Origin of the sequence: Rahnella sp. BIGb0236 (genome assembly GCF_004364755.1) — a bacterium.
Classification (GTDB): domain Bacteria; phylum Pseudomonadota; class Gammaproteobacteria; order Enterobacterales; family Enterobacteriaceae; genus Rahnella; species Rahnella victoriana.
Window position 1 is genome coordinate 183,121 of the sequence record NZ_SOAO01000008.1, and the last position, 17,330, is coordinate 200,450.

A 17,330-nucleotide genomic window follows, 5' to 3' on the forward strand; every position below is an offset into this window, starting at 1 on the left:
AAAAGCGTACGGAGAATTAACCGACGCTGTGTTCAAGGCTGATTGCCAGCAGTTTCTGTGCTTCGACAGCAAACTCCAGCGGCAGCTCGGAAAAGACATCTTTACAGAAACCGTTAACAATCATGGAAATAGCATCATCTTCGCTGATACCACGTTGCAGACAGTAGAACAGTTGATCATCGCCGATTTTTGACGTCGTGGCTTCATGTTCCAGCTGAGCCGTGTTGTTACGCACTTCAACATACGGGAACGTATGTGCGGCACTGTCGGCACCAATCAGCATGGAGTCACACTGCGTAAAGTTACGGGCGTTTTCAGCACTCGGCAGGATCTTCACCAGACCGCGATAGCTGTTCTGGCTGTGACCGGCAGAAATACCTTTAGAGATGATGGTCGACTTAGTGTTTTTACCAATGTGGATCATCTTGGTGCCGGTATCGGCCTGTTGCTTGCCGCTGGTGAGCGCAACCGAGAAGAATTCACCGATGGAGTTATCCCCTTTGAGGATCACGCTCGGGTACTTCCAGGTAATCGCTGAACCGGTTTCAGACTGCGTCCAGGACATCTTAGAACCTGCGCCTTCGCACAATGCACGTTTGGTCACGAAGTTCAGAATACCGCCGCTGCTGTCTTTGCTGCCGGAGAACCAGTTCTGCACGGTGGAATATTTCACTTCCGCGTCTTTGTGCAGGATGACTTCTACGACCGCTGCGTGCAGCTGGTAGGTGTCACGTACCGGCGCCGAGCAACCTTCGATGTAACTGACATAACTGCCTTCGTCAGCAATCAGAATGGTACGTTCGAACTGACCGGTTTTCGCCGCGTTAATACGGAAATACGTCGACAGTTCCATCGGGCAACGCACGCCTTTTGGCACGTAAACAAAGGTACCATCAGAAGCAACGGCGGCATTCAGCGCGGCGAAGAAGTTATCCTGTGCAGGCACCACGGTCCCGAGGTATTTACGTACCAGATCAGGATATTCGTGAATGGCTTCGCCGAATGAGCAGAAAATCACGCCCGATTCCGCCAGCTTATCGCGGTAAGTCGTGGAGACAGAAACGGAGTCGAAGATTGCATCGACCGCGACTTCTTTGCCTTCACGAACCGGAACACCCAGTTGCTCAAAGGCTTTTTCTACTTCACTGGTGAGGTAGTTTTTACCGTCAAGCGCAGGAATGCTGTGAGAATCTTCCGGAGGTTGCTGCGTGGCGCCAGGCTGAGAACCGCAGGTATCATCGCAGCTGCCACAGGATGGCGCGGAATAATAGCTGTAATCCTGGTAATCAAGAGGCGTGTAATACGCTTTGAGCCAGTGCGGTTCTTCCATTTTCAACCAGGCATGATAAGCCTGCAGACGGAACTCCAGCATCCACTCAGGCTCGTTGCGCTTTGCGGAAATCGCACGCACCACATCTTCGTTGATGCCTGATGCTAATTCATCGGTTGCCAGCTGGGTAAAGAACCCTTCCTTGTAATTCGTCCCCTCGCCGACCCAAGACTGCACATCATCTGGAATTTCTACGTTGCTTCGTGACATGTTGGTTACATCGCTTTGTTTACAATAATCTTAGAAACAGAAAGTCTTAAACACCGAAACTTTCGCCACACCCGCAGGCATGCTGAGCTTTAGGATTATTGAATTTAAATATCTGATTCAGTCCTTCACGGACAAAATCCACCTCGGTTCCGTCGATGAAAGGCATGGCCTTCAGCGGAACAAACAGCAAAGCGCCGTCATGTTCAAACACCAGGTCATCGCTGGCCGGTTGTTTGGTTAAATCCAGAACGTAGCCGAAGCCGGCGCAGCCCGATTGTTTCACGGAGAGCTGGAGACCTTTGACCTCGGGATCCTGTGCCACCAGCGTGTTAATCTGTTTGGCTGCAGAATCAGTCAGGCTCACACCTTGCCATACGTTGTCGTCTAAAGAGAAAGAGCCGACAGTTTCAGTTTGCATCTGTCTTACCTCATATTTTTACGGTCATAGACAAGACCTATTGTCTCTATTCTAGTGATAACGTTAATCACTTCAACCTCTTGTTTTAAGAGGGTATAGCGATGACGCATAAGGAAAGACACTCAATGCGTATCGTCTTTACATCCGGCCGCTGGCGGGTCTTGAACACCGCAACCATCAACTGATTGAATAAATTGTCAATTTTTTGTTAAAAATTTAAAATAACCCTATAAATGCTAAGGTTTAATAGCTTTCATTGTGTCTATTATAAAACATTCATCGGAAATGCCTATTTATGAATTCGACATAATCGAAAGAATAAGGCTCTTTTTGCTTAGCTGCTTTTGAGCAACAAAATGAAAAAAACCGGATGAAATCGTTGATCCGGTGATTTTTTGCCAATATGATAGTCATTCTTTGATAATGATTATCATTCAGATAACCCGGAATACTGAGAATGGCTCAATCGGTAAATGCGTGGTTGCAAGGCAAGATCGACGACTATAAATCCAGTGTCCGCGATGCGACGGTGGATTTTTATATGGCGGATGCTGCCTTGCGACGCCCTGAAGCACATCTCTGCCACCTCAAACGTTTTAACAGTATCTGTCTGGATATGGCCAATCTGTGTCTGCAAAACGGGGATGACCACAGCTATCTGCATGCTTTATGCAAATTACACAACCGGCTGATACTGGAAATCAACAGTGTTGTCCGCTGCGAACTCTTCCGTGTTCAGAGCTATCATTTTGCGCGACATACGTTAAAACTCATTTGTCAGTATTATGCCATGATGGGCATCTGGGAAAAAGCAACAGCCTTTCAAACTGACTTTGCCAAGCGCGTCCCTTTCCAGCTTTAATTCTTTTTCAATAAGTTACGCCTTGCTTTAAGCCAAATAAAAAAGCGGACACATATAACATGTATCCGCCTCTCAGAGATATCAACCGTGCCACACGCCGCGATTAATAGCCTACATCAATGTTCTATCACCATGGTGGTCAGTCGCGACACACAGCAAAGATTGCCTTTCTGATCAAAAATCTCAATCTGCCATACCTGACTCCGGCGTCCGGTACGTAAGGCACGGCATACACCGCGCACCTGCCCTTCCCTTGCTGACTGCATATGGCTGGCATTAATTTCCACGCCGACCACGGTCTGATTGCCCTCGCAGCACAGATAGCCCGCCATTGATCCGAGGGTTTCGGCCAGCACTACAGATGCGCCACCATGAAGTAAACCAAATGGCTGGGTCGTACGGGCATCCACCGGCATTGTCGCTTCGAGGAAATCCTCTCCCAGTACCGTAAATTCAATGCCCACATGCCCGACCATGCATCCCTGACTGCGCTGATTCAGGGCTTCCAGCGTGGTACTCCGTTTCCAGAATGACATCGTGCTTCCTTTTGTTAGGGAATGATTTCCAGCAAAGCCTGCAGCGGGTGACGAACGCCGTTGCCTTCAATGCGTTTTACCTGACTGCGACAGGAATACCCGGTTGCCAGACAGCGCTGACGCGGCAACCGCTGCAAGGAGGTATGCCAGGAGAGCTCATAAATCCCCAGTGAGTTTTGGAGATTTTTGGTTTCGTGACCGTAGGTGCCGGCCATACCGCAGCAGCCCACGCTGACGTTTTCCAGCTTCGCACCATAACGGGCAAAGATGTCGCTCCACTGTTTGCTGCTGTTTGGTAACGCGGTACTTTCGGTACAGTGCCCGAACAAATACCAGGACTCGCCGCTTTGCTGTTGTGCAGGACGTTCTGCCAGCCAGCTGTCGAGCCATTCATGCACCAGTTGAACCTGGAATGAACCCCGGGCATCGCCAAGGATTTCTTTATATTCATCGCGATAACAGAGCACCAGCGCCGGATCGACCCCCACCAGCGGCATACCTAACTGCGCTACACGGTTCAGAAACTGCGATGTTTTCTTCGCTGTTTTTGCAAAACGAGTCAGGAACCCTTTGATATGCTGCGCTTTACCATTGGGTGAGAATGGCAACAGTACCGGCTTCAGTCCCAGTTTTTCAATCAGTTGCACAAAATCAGCCACGACCTTTGCATCATAGAAACTGGTAAACGGATCCTGCACGACCAGCACATAGTCGTTTCGTTGCACTGGCGGGATAGCCTCCAGCTGTTCCAGCGTCATGTTGCTGGCACGATGGCCTGACAGTTGTTCCCGCAGCGTCGGGGAAGACAGCAGGGGCAAATCCACCATGCCAATACTCTTCCGGCTCATCTCCCTGACCCACGGTTGTTTAAGGAAGAAGTTGAACAATTTAGGGGCTTTCGCCATCAGCGGTGCATAACTTTCAACACTGGCGACAACATGGTCTCGTGCCGGACGCAGATAGCGCGTGTGATATAGCTGCAGGAAGCGGGAACGGAAGCCAGGGACATCAATCTTGATCGGGCATTGCGTTGAGCAGGCTTTGCAGGCCAGACAACCCGACATCGCTTCTTTCACTTCGTGTGAGAAGTCATATTCGCCTTTACTGGCATGCCAGCTATTGCGGGTGCGGTCGATCAGGCTGCGGAAACTCAAGCCTTTTTCCGGCAACGCATTTTCCAGTACCAGCGGGTCCACACCCTGCTCTGACAATAAACGCAGCCATTCGCGCACCAGTCCGGCACGGCCTTTCGGCGAGTGAATGCGGCTGCCGGTGATTTTCATCGACGGGCACATCGGGCTTTTGACATCAAAGTTAAAGCACAGACCGTTGCCATTACACTCCATGGCGCCACGGAAAGACTGACGAACTTCCAGCGGAATACGACGATCGAGTGTTCCGCGTTTAGCCGCATCCACTTTCATCATCGGTTCATCGCATTCCAGCGGCGCGCAAATTTTACCGGGGTTCAGACGGTTATCCGGGTCGAACACCGTTTTGATGCGGCGCAATTCATGGAACAGTGCCTCGCCAAAAAATGCCGGACTGTATTCCGCACGGAAACCTTTGCCGTGTTCTCCCCACAGCAAACCGCCGTATTTGGCGGTGAGCGCCACCACTTCATCAGAGATCTGCTTGAGCAACATTTCCTGCTGCGGGTCGCACATATCCAGCGCGGGACGCACATGCAATACCCCGGCATCCACATGACCGAACATGCCATAACTCAGGTTATGGCTGTCGAGCAGTGCACGGAATTCAACAATGTAATCCGCCAGATGCTGAGGCGGCACGCAGGTATCTTCTGCAAACGGCAGCGGTTTAGCCTGCCCCTTCGCGTTACCCAGCAAACCGACGGCTTTTTTTCGCATATTATAAATACGCTCGATTCCTGCCAGGTCGGCACAAATCTGATAGCCGATGACGCCGCCTTCTTTATCACTCATCAGACCGTCAAGCCGCTCGCATAACGCACTCACCTGACTTTCAATCAGCTCAGCGTCATCACCAGCGAACTCGACAATGTTCAACCCCTGCATGTCTTTGCCTTCAACATCCGTGATGTAATCACGAACGCTGTGCCAGACAATGTCTTCACGCGCCAGATTCAGTACCTTGGAATCGACGGTTTCCACAGACAGCGCTTTGGCTTCCACCATAAACGGCGCGTTGCGCAGTGCTGAGTTGAACGAGTCATATTTAATATTGACCAGACGGCGCACTTTCGGGATGGGGGTGATGTTCAGCCGCGCTTCGGTAATAAAGGCCAGCGAACCTTCTGAACCGGTCAGAATGCGGGTCAGATTGAAGGTTTGCAGATCGTCGCTCAGTACATGGCGCAAATCATAACCGGTCAGAAAGCGGTTAAGTTTCGGGAATTTTTCGATCACCAGCGCACGGTTATCACGACAGCTGTCCAGCACGGTGCGGTAAATCCGCCCGATAACCGAATCTTCTTCACCCAGCTTATCCGCCAGAGCCGTAGGGATGGCGGTGGTATCGAGCATATCGCCGCCGAGCACGATGGCCCGGACACCGAGCACATGGTCGGAGGTTTTACCGTATACCAGTGACCCCTGCCCCGACGCATCCGTGTTTATCATGCCGCCCAGTGTGGCGCGGTTACTGGTCGAGAGTTCAGGGGAAAAGAAATAACCAAACGGACGCAGGTAATCATTGAGCTGGTCTTTAATCACACCGGCTTCCACTTTCACCCAACCCTGTTCGGTATTGATATCCAGAATGCGGTTCATATGACGGGACATATCCACCACAATACCGCGGTTAAGTGACTGGCCGTTGGTGCCGGTGCCGCCGCCGCGTGGCGTGAACACCAGCGTTTTGAAACGTTCCTGTCCTGCAAGACGCGCAATCAGGGCGACGTCCGACGTGGCAAGCGGGAATAACACCGCATCAGGCAACAGCTGATAGACACTGTTGTCTGTGGCCATCGTCAGTCTGTCGGCATAAGTTGTTGTGAGATCACCCGTAAAACCATTGCTTTTTAACGCTTCCAAAAAATCGAGCACCAGCTGGATGACACCCGGCGCCTGAGAAATCTGTGGGATCATTGAATTATGACTCTTTCTTTGTTGTATGCCTGGCGGGCCCGAGGCGACCTGCCGGATCTGCGGGGCAGATCCACCCTGTTCTTTACCCAGAATAAAAACTAACATACTTCGTTTTTAAGCGCTCCGTCTGGTTGACCTTTGTTGCAGATGTTTCATGACATCTCGCAAAAAGCACTCGTTGCAACAACGCGTTGCAACTTATTGTGTGGCGCACTATCCAAATGCCGCGTGGTGTTCCATGCTTATTTTATGACTGACGTTGTCTGACACATTTTTTGAGGCACAGGGTTCGTGCCTTATTTCGTTTATCCATATGAGAAACATGAATGAATCTCCCAATTAAACGTTATGACTTACCCCAGATTATGTTCGGGGTTCTGTTTATTGCCCTGATGACCGTTGCCAGCATCTGGATTGTCCAACCCTTTATTCTCGGGTTTGTCTGGGCCGGAATGGTGGTCATCGCCACATGGCCGCTGATGATCAGGCTTCAGCGCCTTCTCTGGGGACGCCGTTTTCTGGCCGTCATTATCATGACGCTGCTGTTGATCCTGTTGTTCGTCATGCCTATCGCCTTGCTGGTCAGCAGCGCGGTGGAGAACGGCGCACCGCTGGTCGAAATTGCCAGCCATCCTTCTTCGTTACACATGCCAGATTTTCAGTGGCTGAATGCGATCCCGCTGGTGGGGCATAAACTCTACAACGGCTGGCATGCCCTGATTAATGGCGGCGGTAATGCGCTGATGAGTAAAGTGCAACCCTACGTCGGACAAACTGCTGCATGGTTTGTGACACAAGCGGGTCATCTGGGTCGCTTTATCGTGCACTGTGCGCTGATGTTGTTATTCAGTGCGCTGCTTTACAGCCGTGGGGAAAATGTTGCGATGGGCATCCGTCATTTCGCGGTGCGTCTGGCGGCAGAGCGCGGTGATGCGGCAGTGATCCTCGCCGGTCAGGCGATCCGGGCAGTGGCACTGGGCGTGGTGGTGACTGCGATTGTTCAGTCTGTGCTGGGCGGTATCGGGCTGACAATCGCCGGGATCCCTTACGCCACGGTACTGACGGTCGTGATGTTCGTCTGCTGTGTCGCGCAAATCGGGCCATTGCTGATATTGATCCCGGCTATCATCTGGCTGTACTGGTCTGGTGACAATACCTGGGGCACCGTGCTGCTGGTGTGGAGTTGCGTGGTCGGCTCGCTCGATAACGTACTGCGCCCGGTTCTTATCCGGATGGGTGCAGATTTGCCGATGTTACTGATTTTATCCGGCGTTATCGGTGGCCTGTTTGCCTTCGGTATGATTGGCCTGTTCATCGGACCGGTTGTGCTGGCGGTATCCTATCGCCTGATTTCACTTTGGGTGAATGAAGCACCGGAGCCTGATGCAGATCCAGTCGAGGCACTGAAAGCACTGGACGAGTAATTTCATCACGCGTTAATGCATCTCAGGCGTTGCTCCGAAAATTTAACGGGCAACGCCTTTTTCTTTATTCAAATCCCGCCATGACTTTTTAACCGAAGACAACATCCCGCTTCATCCATGAGAATGAGAATAAACTCTATTAGGAGAATTCTTACAGACTAAATACATTGAGAAACTTAGTATTATTAACAGTTCGGATTTCAACTCACTGATTTATATACATGCTTTCCCCTGAGCCTGTATACCCCAAATTGCTGTGTGTAGTCTTTGCCTGTCTCCCAAGACGGGCTTTTTTTTTAATCTTTTTCCCGCCATTTTGTTATTTCTTCCTTCATCCTTATTCTTTTCTATTTCCCGAAATGAGCGGCTCAGAAAAAAGAAAAGGCCATCACCTGTAAGTGACAGCCTTTAATTTAGGGCATTAGGAATTTATTTACTTCTCAGCCAGCGCCAGCCAGGTTTGTACGACAGTATCAGGATTCAGCGACAAACTGTCGATGCCCTCATCCATCAGCCACTGGGCAAAGTCCTGATGATCTGACGGGCCCTGCCCACAGATACCGACATACTTACCCTGTTTCTTCGCGGCTTTGATGGCCATCGACAGAAGCGCTTTCACGGCGTCGTTACGTTCATCAAAGAGTTCAGACACCACACCCGAATCGCGATCCAGCCCCAGTGCCAGCTGAGTCATGTCGTTAGACCCGATAGAGAAGCCATCAAAGTGCTCCAGGAACTGATCTGCCAACAAGGCATTTGACGGGATTTCACACATCATGATCACTTTCAGACCATTTTCGCCGCGTTTCAGCCCCTGGTTTGCCAGCTCAGCCACCACCGCTTCAGCCTGTGCCACGGTACGCACAAACGGAATCATCACTTCAACGTTCGTCAGCCCCATATCATTGCGCACCCGTTTCATTGCCTCGCATTCAAGCGCGAAGCAATCACGGAAGCTGTCAGCAACATACCGACCGGCGCCACGGAAACCTAACATCGGGTTTTCTTCATGAGGTTCGTATTTCTCGCCACCGACCAGATTGGCGTATTCATTTGATTTGAAATCAGATAAACGGACGATCACACGCTTTGGCCAGAACGCCGCGCCCAGTGTAGAGATCCCTTCCGTCAGTCTTGCGACGTAATATTCTCTCGGGCTGTCATAACCCTGAATGAGTTTGCTGATCTCTTCCTGAAGCTCTGGCGTTTGCTGGTCAAACTCCAGCAATGCTTTTGGATGCACGCCAATCATGCGGTTGATGATGAATTCTAAACGCGCCAGTCCGACGCCTTCGTTTGGCAGACAGGCGAAATCAAACGCACGATCCGGGTTGCCAATATTCATCATAATTTTCAGCGGCAATGCCGGCAGTTCATCAATTTCTGAACTCTGCACGGAGAAATCCAGCTCATCCTGATACACATAGCCGGTGTCGCCTTCAGAACAGGAAACCGTCACTTTCTGGTTTTCTGTCAGTTTTTCGGTGGCATCGCCACATCCGACCACCGCAGGAATGCCCAGTTCACGGGCAATAATGGCCGCGTGACAGGTACGACCGCCACGGTTGGTGACAATCGCCGAGGCTTTTTTCATGATCGGCTCCCAGTCGGGATCCGTCATGTCGGTCACCAGCACATCACCGGCTTTAACGTGGTGCATTTCGCTGATGTCATGAATGATTTTGACCGGACCGGCACCGATACGGTGGCCGATTGCACGCCCTTCTACCAGCACGTTGCTGCTGCCATTGAGCTGATAGCGTTCCATAACCTGACCGTTTGAACGCACAGTCTCCGGACGCGCCTGTACGATATACAGTTTGCCGTTATGCCCGTCTTTCGCCCATTCGATATCCATCGGACGACCATAGTGTTTTTCAATCAACAGAGCCTGACGCGCCAGCGCCTGAACTTCGTCATCCGTCAGTGAAAAACGGCTGCTCAGTTCGGCAGGGACATCTTCAATCTGTACCTGCTTGCCGTGTTCCTGACTCGGTGCATACACCATGCGGATTTTTTTCGAGCCCATCGTGCGGCGCACAATCGCGGGTTTTTTCTTCTCCAGCGTCGGTTTGTGCACGTAGAACTCATCCGGATTCACCGCGCCCTGAACCACCATTTCACCGAGGCCGTAAGCCGAGGTAATAAACACCACCTGATCAAAACCTGATTCCGTATCGATGGTGAACATCACGCCCGCCGCAGCGAGATCTGAACGCACCATGCGCTGCACACCGGCAGAAAGCGCGACGCCGCGATGGTCGTAACCCTGATGCACACGATAAGAAATCGCGCGGTCATTAAATAAAGACGCATAAACATGTTTCACCGCGGTCAGCACGGCATCAAAGCCCTGAACATTCAGGAAGGTTTCCTGCTGCCCGGCGAATGAGGCATCCGGCATATCCTCCGCGGTGGCCGAGGAACGAACAGCAAATGAGGCATCTGGCTCACCCTCGGAAAGCTGCTGATAAGCTTCGCGGATGGATTTTTCCAGTTCAGGCTGGAAGGGCGTTTCAATGATCCACTGACGGATTTGGGTGCCGGCTTTGGTCAGTTGCCCGATATCATCCACATCCGTTTTATCCAGCAATTCATGGATTCGGTGGTTTACGCCGCTCTGATCGAGAAAATCATTGAATGCCTGAGACGTCGTGGCAAAACCGTTAGGAACGGAAACACCCAGATCAGACAGATTGGTGATCATTTCCCCGAGGGATGCGTTCTTGCCCCCGACTTTATCAACGTCGTTCATACCCAGTTGGTTGTACCAGATAACATTGCGTAAATCGGGATCGAGATGAGCCATGAAACAGTCCTTTCTTAATTTATTTACAGTAAAGGTCAGGAGGAATGCGAACCGGTTATTCAGTCGTTGCCTGCCACCTTTTTGAGGGGTTTTAACAACGCTGTCATTTTGAGACTAGCATAATGATCCATAAGGAACAGACAGGTGAATCGATCCAGCAAATCAAACTATTTTTGTTTAGGAAAATTCCAGCGCTTCAAATTTTGTGATCGGGACAAAATCGTTATTATTCCTTATGAATCATGGATAAATCGCATTTAGTTTCTCAGCGGAATTAATGCTATCAGAGCTGCTGAAGTTCTGCTGAAGCAATTCAAAAAGCTGCGAGATAACGTGGAAAATTTAAAATGCCATTTCATTTATTACAGCCATTTTGCGCACTGCCTCGCAGCAATGAACAGAACATCCCGTAGCAGAAGAATTAGGCTTTTTATTTCCGCGAATTCTGGTTATTACTAAATACGCACCGGAAGGGTGTGATGAGCCGATCAGTAAATGAAGTGATATCAATCAGGAGCAGTGCGTGGACAGAAGCGTGTTTTATATTTCCGACGGTACCGCCATCACGGCTGAGGTGTTAGGCCATGCTGTGCTTTCTCAATTTCCGGTCAACGCGACAACTTACTCGTTGCCCTTTGTAGAAAGTGAAGAACGCGCCAAAGCCGTCTGCCGCCAGATCAATGACATTTATGAAAAAACCGGTGCCCGCCCGCTGGTGTTTTATTCCATCATTTCACCCACTATCCGCGACATCATTAAAGGCAGTGAAGGCTTCTGTCAGGACATTGTTCAGTCGCTGGTTGCGCCCCTGCAAAATGAACTCGGTGTAGATCCGACCCCTATCGCCAACCGGACTCACGGCCTGACGGCAAGCAACATCAGCAAATATGATGCCCGTATCGCCGCGATTGATTACACACTGGCGCATGATGACGGCATCTCCCTGCGTAATCTCGATCAGGCGCAGGTCATTTTGCTCGGCGTGTCCCGCTGCGGTAAAACGCCCACCAGCCTCTATCTGGCGTTGCAGTTTGGTATCCGTGCCGCTAACTATCCGTTTACTGCCGACGACATGGACAACATCCAGTTACCCGCCGCCTTAAAGCCACATATGCACAAGTTGTTCGGGCTGACGATTGACCCGGATCGTCTGACGGCAATTCGTCAGGAGCGTGTTGAAAACAGCCGTTATGCCTCTTTACGCCAGTGCCGGATGGAAGTCTCTGAAGTCGAAGCCTTATTTCGCAAGAACCAGATCCGCTACCTCAACAGCACAAATTATTCCGTTGAGGAGATTTCAGCGAAGATCATGGACAGCTTTGGCATGAGCCGACGTATGTTCTGAATCCTTTTACTGATGTGGATGGCATATCCTGCCAACAGTGGTTGAATTCGTCGGTTTTTGCGTTATTGTGATCGGCATCACTTCCCGGTATTCCTGCCGCAGAGAAGAAACAAATTTTCGAGAACACGATGTCACAAACAGATGAACTGCGTACGACGCGCATCGACAGCCTGATCACGCCTCAGGCACTGGCAGACAAATTGCCAATTTCCCCGTCGGTCGCACAACACGTGATGGAATCACGTAAACGGATTGAAAAGATTATCAGTGGTGAAGATCAGCGGTTGCTGGTCGTTGTCAGTCCCTGCTCTATCCACGATATCGAAGCGGCTATTGATTACGCGGGTAAGCTCAGCGTAATGCGTGAAAAGTATCAGGACCGTCTTGAAATCGTCATGCGTACCTACTTTGAAAAGCCACGTACTGTTGTCGGCTGGAAGGGCCTGATCTCAGACCCGGAACTCAACGGGTCTTGCCGTGTTAATGACGGTATTGAGCTGGCGCGTAAAGTGCTGCTGACCGTCAACCAGATGGGTATTCCGACCGCCACTGAGTTTCTGGATATGGTGATCGGCCAGTATATTGCCGACCTCATCAGCTGGGGTGCCATCGGTGCCCGCACCACGGAAAGCCAGATCCATCGCGAAATGGCATCGGCGCTGTCTTGCCCGGTAGGTTTCAAAAATGGGACGGATGGCAACACCCGTATCGCCATTGATGCGATCCGGTCTTCACGCACCAGCCATATGTTCCTGTCGCCGGACAAAAATGGTCAGATGACCATTTACCGCACCGCCGGTAACCCTTACGGGCATGTGATTATGCGTGGCGGTAAAAAGCCGAATTATCATGCGGATGATCTTGAGCAAGCCTGTCTGAATCTGGCAGAATTCGATTTACCTCAGCGTCTGGTGGTCGATTTCAGTCATGGCAATTGCCAGAAACAGCACCGCCGTCAGCTGGAAGTGGCAGACGATATTTGCCAGCAAATCATCAGCGGTTCGACCGCCGTTGCGGGCATTATGGCGGAAAGCTTCCTGGTTGAAGGCACTCAGCCTATCGTCGCGGGTAAGCCACTGGTTTACGGCAAATCGATTACCGATCCTTGCCTGAGCTGGGAAGATACCGAAACCTTGCTGGAGATGCTGGCAAACGCCACCGACAGCCGCTTTTGATCACCTCGCTGTAACCTGACTGAGGGCAACAAATGTTGCCCTTTTTACTCTCGTCTTATGGCTGACCCCCTGTCATCGCTGTCTTTTTCAACTTTCTTTAATCCCGCTTCCCCTCTTAAATGAAGAGGTTATCAGCGAAAAATTACATCCCCGCCACAAAAATTTCCTTGATGTGTTCTGGCAATGATTTGATAATGATTATCAAATTGATATTAATTCCCATTACTATCCATGAATAATCCGGGCTTCTGACCCGAATATTTTTACAAATCATTCACATAACATCGCGAGTTTTTATCCGCGCCCCGCGCGGATGACTTTAGAAAACGAGGAGACAGCAATGCATTCAGTTCACTATCAGGACTATTTACAGGCCAAAGAAGCCAATCCCGGTAAATATGCCCGCGATCTGGCGGAAATTTTGGGGATCAGCGAAGCGGAATTAACCGCCCTGCGCGTTTCCCACGATGCCTCACGACTGGATGTTGATGCCCGCACGCTCCTCGCTGCGCTGGAAAATGTCGGTGGCACCAAATCCATTACCCGTAACGACTATGCAGTGCATGAACAACAGGGGCGTTACGAGAACCAACATCTGAACGGCCATGCAGGTCTGATCCTTAACCCGCGTGCGCTGGATCTGCGTCTGTTCCTGCAACACTGGCAGCATATTTTCAGCATGTCAGAAACCACGGCCCGTGGTGTGCGTCACAGCATTCAGTTCTTCGATGCGCAAGGCGATGCGGTGCATAAAGTCTATAACACTGATGAAACCGATATGGCGGCATGGGACGCGCTGATCGCGCAGTACAAAAGTGATGTTAACCCGCCGTTGCAGCCTGAAGCCGCGCCGGCAGTACCTGCCCTGAATGCCGCCGATGCCCAGGCTATCGATGCTGACTGGCGCGCAATGACCGACGTTCATCAGTTCTTCCAGTTATTGAAACGCCATGACATCACCCGTCAGCAGGCTTTCCAGGCTGTCGGTGACGATCTGGCATGGCGTGTCGAAAATGGTTCGCTGACCCGCTTACTGAACATCGCCAAAGAAGACCAGAATGAAATTATGATTTTCGTCGGTAACCGTGGCTGTGTGCAGATCTTCACCGGGCAGATTGAAAAAGTCATGCCGCACGGTGAATGGATTAACGTCTTTAACTCACGCTTCACCCTGCATCTGGTAGAAAGTGCCATTGCACAAAGCTGGATCACCCGTAAGCCGACCAAAGACGGTTTCGTGACCAGTCTGGAATTGTTCGCTGCCGATGGCACCCAGATCGCGCAACTTTATGGTCAGCGCACCGAAGGCAATCCGGAGCAAACGCAGTGGCGCGAGCAGCTGGCTCAGCTCAGTCATGAAGGCGTTGCCGCATGAAATACACGCTGAAAACACTGATGGCTGCCGCTGTTTTGCTGGCGGCTCCGGCGTTGCAGGCGGCTGAAAAGCTGATCAGCATCGGTGGCGATGTTACTGAGATTGTCTACGCGCTGGGTGCAGGCAATGAGATGGTCGCCCGTGACAGCACCAGCCTGCATCCGCAGGCGGTACTGGCGCTGCCGGATGTCGGCTATATGCGCCAGCTGAACACGGAAGGCATTCTGTCCATGCACCCTTCGCTGGTGCTGAGCAGTGAACTGGCTGAGCCTTCGCTGGTATTACAGCAGCTGGAGCAAAACGGCGTGAAGGTTGTCCGGGTCCCGGGCACGCCTTCTGCTGATACCGTGCCGAAAAAAATCGAGGTGATTGCTGCGGCGCTGAGCCGTCAGGCAGAAGGTGACAAACTGATCGCGACGTATCGTGCTCAGATTGCTGCCATTCATCACGATGCCCTGCCGGTGAAAATGCTGTTTGTGATGAGTCACGGTGGCATGTCCTCGATGGCGGCCGGTCAGAATACCGCCGCAGATGCGATGATCACCTCCGTCGGTGCGCAAAATGCCATGCAGGGTTTCAGCCGTTATCGCCCGCTCTCGCAGGAAGGTGTGATCGCCAGCGCGCCGGATATCATTCTGCTGACGTCAGACGGCGTCAAATCACTGGGCGGAATGGATCAGGTGTGGAAGTTACCGGGTGTGGCCATGACGCCTGCGGGCAAAAACAAGCGCGTGCTGGTGCTGGATGATATGTCATTGCTGGGCTTCGGCCTGCAGACCCCGGCCGTGATGGCGCAGCTTCGTCAGGCAGCGGAACAGCACCCATGAGCAGCATGAGCCCTCCAATGCCATCACGACGCCGCTCGCCGGTTTGGGCGCTGATCGGCCTCGGCGGTGCTCTGCTGGTACTGGCGGTTCTGGCAACCAATACCGGCGCCATGTCCCTGTCACTGAGAACCTTGTTCACGCGGCCATTTGATGATGGTTTGTGGGAGGTCTGGCTGACTATCCGCCTGCCAAGAGTGTTACTCGCGGTGGTGGTCGGGTGTGCGCTGGCCTGTTCCGGCGCAGTAATGCAGGGACTGTTCCGCAATCCGCTGGCGGATCCGGGTTTGCTTGGTATCAGCAGCGGAGCTGCGCTGGCCGTGGCGCTGACGATTGTCATGCCACTGGCGCTGCCGCCCTTGCTGGCGCTTTACAGCCACATGATCAGCGCATTTATTGGCAGTCTGGCGATTTCCGCCATTGTCTTTACGCTGAGCCGTTTCGGGCATGGCGGGTTGTCCCGGTTGTTGCTCGCGGGGATTGCCATCAATGCGCTGTGTGGCGCGGCGGTCGGCGTGCTCACCTATGTCAGTGATGATCAGCAGTTACGTCAGTTCTCTCTCTGGAGCATGGGCAGTCTGGGACAGGCGCAATGGCCTACGCTGGCCGTCGCCGCCTCGCTGATCCTGCCCGCCTGTGTCGCCGCCATGTTTATGGCCCGCCGCCTGAATATTTTGCAACTGGGTGAGGAGGATGCGCACTATCTGGGCGTCAACGTCCGTCGCACTCAGTTGCAGTTGCTGTTGCTCAGTGCCCTGCTGGTGGGCGCGGCAGTGGCGGTGTCAGGTGTGATCGGCTTTATCGGTCTGGTGATCCCTCATCTGTTGCGCATGCGTATCGGCGCGGATCACCGCTGGCTGCTGCCGGGTTCAGCGATGGCCGGTGCCTGTCTGCTGTTGCTGGCCGATACCCTGGCACGCACGCTGGTGGCGCCGGCTGAAATGCCGGTGGGATTGCTGACCAGCCTGATCGGCGGGCCGTACTTTTTATGGCTGATCCTGCGTTCAGGAGTGCCGCGCAATGTCTGATTTCAGTTCATCAATGCATGCAGAAAACCTCTCCTATTCCGCCGGCGGGCGTCGCCTGATCAATGATGTGTCGCTCAGTCTGCAAAGCGGCGATATGGTGGCGCTGATCGGGCCAAACGGCGCCGGGAAATCGACACTGATGCGGATACTGACCGGTTATCTGACGCCGCAGTCAGGCCAGTGCTCGCTTCTGGGAAAACCCCTCACCGAATGGACCGCGCAGGAACTGGCCCGGACACGCGCCGTTATGCGCCAGAACAGCACATTAGCCTTTGGTTTCAAGGTGCGGGAAGTGCTGACGCTGGGGCGCTCACCTCACGGACAGCAAAATATGCAGCGCGCGCTGACGGAAGTGATGGCGCAAACGGACTGCCTGAGTCTCGCCGAACGCGATTACCGCCATCTTTCCGGCGGTGAGCAACAACGCGTGCAGCTTGCGCGGGTACTGATCCAGCTGTGGCAGCCTGAGCCCTCGCCGCGCTGGCTGTTTCTCGATGAGCCGACCTCGGCGCTGGATTTATACCATCAGCAACATTCATTGCGTCTGCTGCGTCAGTTAACCCGGCAGACGCCACTGACCGTGTGTTGCGTGCTGCACGATCTGAATCTTGCCGCACTGTATGCTGACCGGATCATTTTGTTGCACAGCGGCAGCGTGGTCGCCAGCGGTACGCCTGCCGAAGTGCTGAGTGAAGGGATTTTGAGTCGCTGGTATCAGGCCGATCTGAATGTCTGTCCGCATCCGGAAACGGCGCTGCCGCAGGTGTTTTTGCGCCAGTAGATCCGGCCCTGGTCAGCGGAAATAAAAAAAATGCCACAGCAGATGTGTAATGCCAGTCAGTTAAGCAACAGACTGGCTTTTTTCTGAGCTTTAGGATACTTCCAGGGCCTTTCCTTTACCACTCGGGGAAAGGCTCTTTCCC

13 protein-coding genes and 1 other RNA gene are annotated in these 17,330 nt (G+C 52.4%); 9 read left to right on the forward strand and 5 right to left on the reverse strand.

Annotated features, from left to right (window positions below):
* Positions 1 to 16 precede the first annotated feature (16 nt).
* Together sufB and sufA are read right to left on the reverse strand one after the other, a co-directional pair.
* On the reverse strand, positions 17 to 1,540 hold the full coding sequence (gene sufB / locus EDF78_RS17190) for a Fe-S cluster assembly protein SufB (RefSeq protein WP_015697806.1): 1,524 nt from the start codon (positions 1,538 to 1,540) through the stop codon (positions 17 to 19).
* Positions 1,541 to 1,586: 46 nt separating this feature from the next.
* Positions 1,587 to 1,958, reverse strand: coding sequence for a Fe-S cluster assembly scaffold SufA (sufA, locus tag EDF78_RS17195; protein ID WP_013576101.1), 372 nt, complete (start codon positions 1,956 to 1,958; stop codon positions 1,587 to 1,589).
* A gap of 457 nt (positions 1,959 to 2,415) precedes the next feature.
* On the opposite strand from sufA, the gene EDF78_RS17200 reads away from it, so the two are divergent.
* Entirely contained in the window at positions 2,416 to 2,820 is a 405-nt protein-coding gene (locus tag EDF78_RS17200; RefSeq protein WP_133823547.1) for a hypothetical protein, read from the forward strand.
* A gap of 116 nt (positions 2,821 to 2,936) precedes the next feature.
* Here EDF78_RS17200 and EDF78_RS17205 read toward each other — a convergent pair whose 3' ends face one another.
* Positions 2,937 to 3,356, reverse strand: a complete 420-nt coding sequence (locus EDF78_RS17205) for a hotdog fold thioesterase (RefSeq protein ID WP_133823548.1) — start codon at positions 3,354 to 3,356, stop codon at positions 2,937 to 2,939.
* Between the two features lie 14 nt (positions 3,357 to 3,370).
* Positions 3,371 to 6,427 (reverse strand): FAD-binding and (Fe-S)-binding domain-containing protein, encoded by a 3,057-nt coding sequence (locus EDF78_RS17210; RefSeq protein ID WP_095921457.1) that lies wholly within the window; start codon positions 6,425 to 6,427, stop codon positions 3,371 to 3,373.
* A gap of 326 nt (positions 6,428 to 6,753) precedes the next feature.
* Between EDF78_RS17210 and ydiK the strand changes: the two genes are divergently transcribed.
* Positions 6,754 to 7,851 (forward strand): AI-2E family transporter YdiK, encoded by a 1,098-nt coding sequence (gene ydiK / locus EDF78_RS17220; RefSeq protein ID WP_133823549.1) that lies wholly within the window; start codon positions 6,754 to 6,756, stop codon positions 7,849 to 7,851.
* A 188-nt stretch (positions 7,852 to 8,039) separates the two neighbouring features.
* Positions 8,040 to 8,150: antisense sRNA RprA (gene rprA, locus EDF78_RS17225), an RNA gene on the forward strand.
* 134 nt (positions 8,151 to 8,284) lie between these two features.
* Here rprA and ppsA read toward each other — a convergent pair.
* A complete protein-coding gene (ppsA, locus tag EDF78_RS17230; RefSeq protein ID WP_133823550.1) occupies positions 8,285 to 10,660 on the reverse strand; it encodes a phosphoenolpyruvate synthase in 2,376 nt (791 codons plus the stop codon).
* Positions 10,661 to 11,183: 523 nt separating this feature from the next.
* Here ppsA and EDF78_RS17235 point away from each other — a divergent pair.
* From EDF78_RS17235 to EDF78_RS17260, 6 genes are all read left to right on the forward strand, one after another.
* Complete coding sequence (locus tag EDF78_RS17235; protein ID WP_133823551.1) at positions 11,184 to 12,005, forward strand: pyruvate, water dikinase regulatory protein; 822 nt, start codon at positions 11,184 to 11,186, stop codon at positions 12,003 to 12,005.
* Between the two features lie 128 nt (positions 12,006 to 12,133).
* Positions 12,134 to 13,180 carry a 3-deoxy-7-phosphoheptulonate synthase gene (locus EDF78_RS17240; protein ID WP_133823552.1) on the forward strand — a complete coding sequence of 349 codons (1,047 nt, stop codon included), beginning with the start codon at positions 12,134 to 12,136 and terminating at the stop codon, positions 13,178 to 13,180.
* Positions 13,181 to 13,520: 340 nt separating this feature from the next.
* Complete coding sequence (locus EDF78_RS17245; RefSeq protein ID WP_131693466.1) at positions 13,521 to 14,555, forward strand: ChuX/HutX family heme-like substrate-binding protein; 1,035 nt, start codon at positions 13,521 to 13,523, stop codon at positions 14,553 to 14,555.
* A complete protein-coding gene (locus EDF78_RS17250; protein ID WP_131693467.1) occupies positions 14,552 to 15,382 on the forward strand; it encodes an ABC transporter substrate-binding protein in 831 nt (276 codons plus the stop codon). Before EDF78_RS17245 ends, EDF78_RS17250 begins: the two co-directional genes overlap by 4 nt.
* Positions 15,383 to 15,399: 17 nt before the next feature.
* The gene (locus EDF78_RS17255) at positions 15,400 to 16,407 is read left to right on the forward strand and encodes an iron ABC transporter permease (RefSeq protein ID WP_133823553.1); all 1,008 of its coding nucleotides are present in this window, start codon (positions 15,400 to 15,402) and stop codon (positions 16,405 to 16,407) included.
* Positions 16,400 to 17,188 (forward strand): heme ABC transporter ATP-binding protein, encoded by a 789-nt coding sequence (locus EDF78_RS17260; RefSeq protein ID WP_133823554.1) that lies wholly within the window; start codon positions 16,400 to 16,402, stop codon positions 17,186 to 17,188. The genes EDF78_RS17255 and EDF78_RS17260 overlap by 8 nt, the downstream gene beginning before the upstream one ends.
* Positions 17,189 to 17,330: the final 142 nt, after the last annotated feature.